Origin of the sequence: Phytoactinopolyspora endophytica (assembly GCF_004138495.1) — a bacterium.
Classification (GTDB): domain Bacteria; phylum Actinomycetota; class Actinomycetes; order Jiangellales; family Jiangellaceae; genus Phytoactinopolyspora; species Phytoactinopolyspora endophytica.
This window is the reverse complement of record NZ_ML142857.1, coordinates 15,433-18,107: the sequence shown is the minus strand read 5'-3', so window position 1 is coordinate 18,107 and position 2,675 is coordinate 15,433. Positions and strand designations below refer to the sequence as shown.

Sequence of the window (2,675 nt, the reverse complement as noted above, 5' to 3'; positions counted from 1 at the left end):
TGACCGTGATCACCCCGGACTTGAGGTCGTCGAACTCCTTCCACTGACCGAACGTGGAGAGGAGCCATGCCTCGTCGTCGGGGTGGGCACCGACGTAGAGCACGTCGAGATCCGCGGTGTCGTTGGAGCGTCCGGCGGCCGGAGTTTCGGCGGCTGGGGCGGCGCCGGCTGCAGATGCGGCGGCCAAGGGCGAGACCAGCAGCATTGCGGCCGGTATCGCTGCCAGACGGCGATTCGATAATCGCATGGGAGATCCGTCCTTTCTCAAAGGATGGGAGGCGGGCCTGACTCGATCTCGTTCTGGACGGGGTCGTGGACGGGGGATCCACGTCGGCCATGAGTGTGCCTACGAAGTCGACAGGAATCAGAAGATCATGTTCCTGTTTGGGCCCTTATAGGGGCCTCAATGGGAACATGATCAAGATCAGTCACTGATGTTCATCCATCGAGCCCTCAGGAGCCGTGTACCGGGGAATGCGCCATGGCCGACCTTCCCGCCGGGCGGCCCCCGCGCCGCCACTCCTAAATGATCATGTTTGGCAGGTCTTCTCGTGCCGTAACAGGTCTGCAGACATGGTGATGCAAGAGAAAACCCAACAAACATGATCATTTGACGGCTCCCTCGACCATGCCACGGATGAAGTGGCGTTGCAGGAAGAGGTAGACGATGATCACGGGCAGCGCCACCAGGGTGGCTCCGGCGGCCAGCAGCGCGGTACCGGCGGTGTACTGACCCTGGAAGAACGCCAGCCCCAGCGGGGCGGTGCGCAGGTTCTCGCTGGTAGCCATCACCAACGGGATGAGGAACTCGTTCCAGGTCCACATGAACATGAGGACGAGCATGGTGGTGATCGCCGGGCGGCCCATCGGCACCAGAACCCGCCAGAGCGTGCGCCAGTGCCCGGCGCCGTCCAACCGCGCCGCCTCGACGACCTCGCGCGAGCTGGACCGGAAGTACGCCCGCATCCAGAAGGTGCCGAACGCCACGGACTGTGCGACCTGTGGCATCACGATGGCGACGAGCGTGTTGGTCAGCCCGACGGAGCGCAGGTCGAAATAGAGCGCGACGACGAGCGCCTCGGCCGGCACCATGATGCCGAGGAGGATGACGTAGAAGATCACCTCGGAGCCGCGGAAGCGCATGGTGCCGAAGGCGTATCCGGCCATCACCGAGAAGATGCTGGCCATCCCGACGACGAGCACCGCGACGGTCACGCTGGTGCCCATGTATGAGCCGAAGCGCCCTTGGTCCCACGCGTCGGCGAAGTTGCCGAAGTGCAGGCCGCCGCTGTCACCGATCTGGTCGGGGGACAACGCCGTGGAGACGATCAGCAGCACCGGGTAGAGCGCGATGGTCGCGAACGCGATCAGAATCGCGTAGTTGAAGACACGCTCGGACCTGGAGATCATCGGCCCTCCTGCTTCCGGGCCGCCCGCCTGGCCGGGCCTGGGGCAGCGTCGTCGCGGCCCCCGATCCGGTTGACGAGCAGGGTGACGATGAAGATCATGGCGGTGAGCACGAGCGCCAAGGCTGCTGCCGAGCCCACCTGGCCGAATTCGAACGCCCGCTGATAGACCTCGAAGGACGGCACGGTGGTCTCCTTGCCGGGGCCGCCGCTGGTCATCACGTAGACCAGGTCGAACGTCTTCAGCGCGGCTATGACCGTCAGGGTCAGCGCGACGGCGAGCTCGCCGCGGACCGCGGGGAACGTGATCGAGAAGAACTCGCGGAATGCTCCGGCGCCGTCCAGCTTCGCCGCCTCGTACAGCTCGCGCGGAATCTTTGCCATCCCGGCCAGGAACAGCACGAAACACAGGCCGGTCCCGACCCAGGTGCCGACCAGCCCGACGGACGGCAACGCCCAGGTGTAGTCGCCGAGCCACGGGCGAGCGACGCTTTCCAAACCGACCGCCCGCAGGAGGTCGTTGAGCGGGCCCTCGGGCTGGTAGATCTGCCGCCAGGCGATACCGACGACGACCATCGGCACCACCTGGGGCAGGAAGATCAGGACCCGGAACAGCGCCAGCCCGGGCATCTGCCGGGCGCGCATCATCGTGGCCGCGAGGAGCAGGCCCAGCGTGACCGGGACGACGGCGTAGAAGCCGATCAGCACGAGCGCGTGGGTGAGCGCTCCGCGCAGTTGCGGATCGGTGAAGACGTCCTGGAAGTTGGCCAGGCCCACCCAGGTGCTGCTGCCGAGGCCGTCCCATTCGTAGAGGGAGAACGTCGCGGTGCGGATCAGCGGCAGACCGATGAATACGGCGAAGACCGCGACCGCCGGCAGGATGTACAGGTAGGCGAGGTTGCGCGGCTCACCAGGCGGACCGGACCGGCGCCGCCTCGTCCGTTCCGGACTGCCGGCTCCAGTTCCCCGGCGACGACGGATTCCGGTGGACGAACCGCCGCCACCCTCGTCGCTGGTGCCGGTGCGGCCGCTATGTGTCTCCTGCGGCAACGTCACTCTCTCCTTCTCGGCGATGATCATCAACCGTTGGCCCGGGCATGGTCGGCCAACGGTTGATGATCATGAGTGCAGCGGGTTGCTAGCCTTCGGTCTGAGCCACGTACTCGTCCTCGAGGACGCCGAGGAACTCTTCGGGACTGCGCTGCTCGGCCAGGAGGTCCTGGATGGCGGCGGTGATGGTGTCGTAGAACGTCTCGGTCGCGTAGTCGA

At 65.9% G+C, this 2,675-nt stretch carries 2 protein-coding genes and 1 pseudogene; all 3 read right to left on the bottom strand.

Features of this window, described 5'->3' with window-relative positions; translation table 11 throughout:
• Positions 1-247, bottom strand: a pseudogene (locus ELR45_RS35420) (sugar-binding protein); the annotation flags it as partial.
• A gap of 359 nt (positions 248-606) precedes the next feature.
• Positions 607-1,410 (bottom strand): carbohydrate ABC transporter permease, encoded by an 804-nt coding sequence (locus ELR45_RS17975; RefSeq protein ID WP_129667626.1) that lies wholly within the window; start codon positions 1,408-1,410, stop codon positions 607-609.
• Positions 1,407-2,387: a carbohydrate ABC transporter permease gene (locus ELR45_RS17970; RefSeq protein ID WP_420813908.1), complete on the bottom strand. Its 981-nt coding sequence runs from the start codon at positions 2,385-2,387 to the stop codon at positions 1,407-1,409. The genes ELR45_RS17975 and ELR45_RS17970 overlap by 4 nt, the downstream gene beginning before the upstream one ends.
• Positions 2,388-2,675 lie beyond the last annotated feature (288 nt).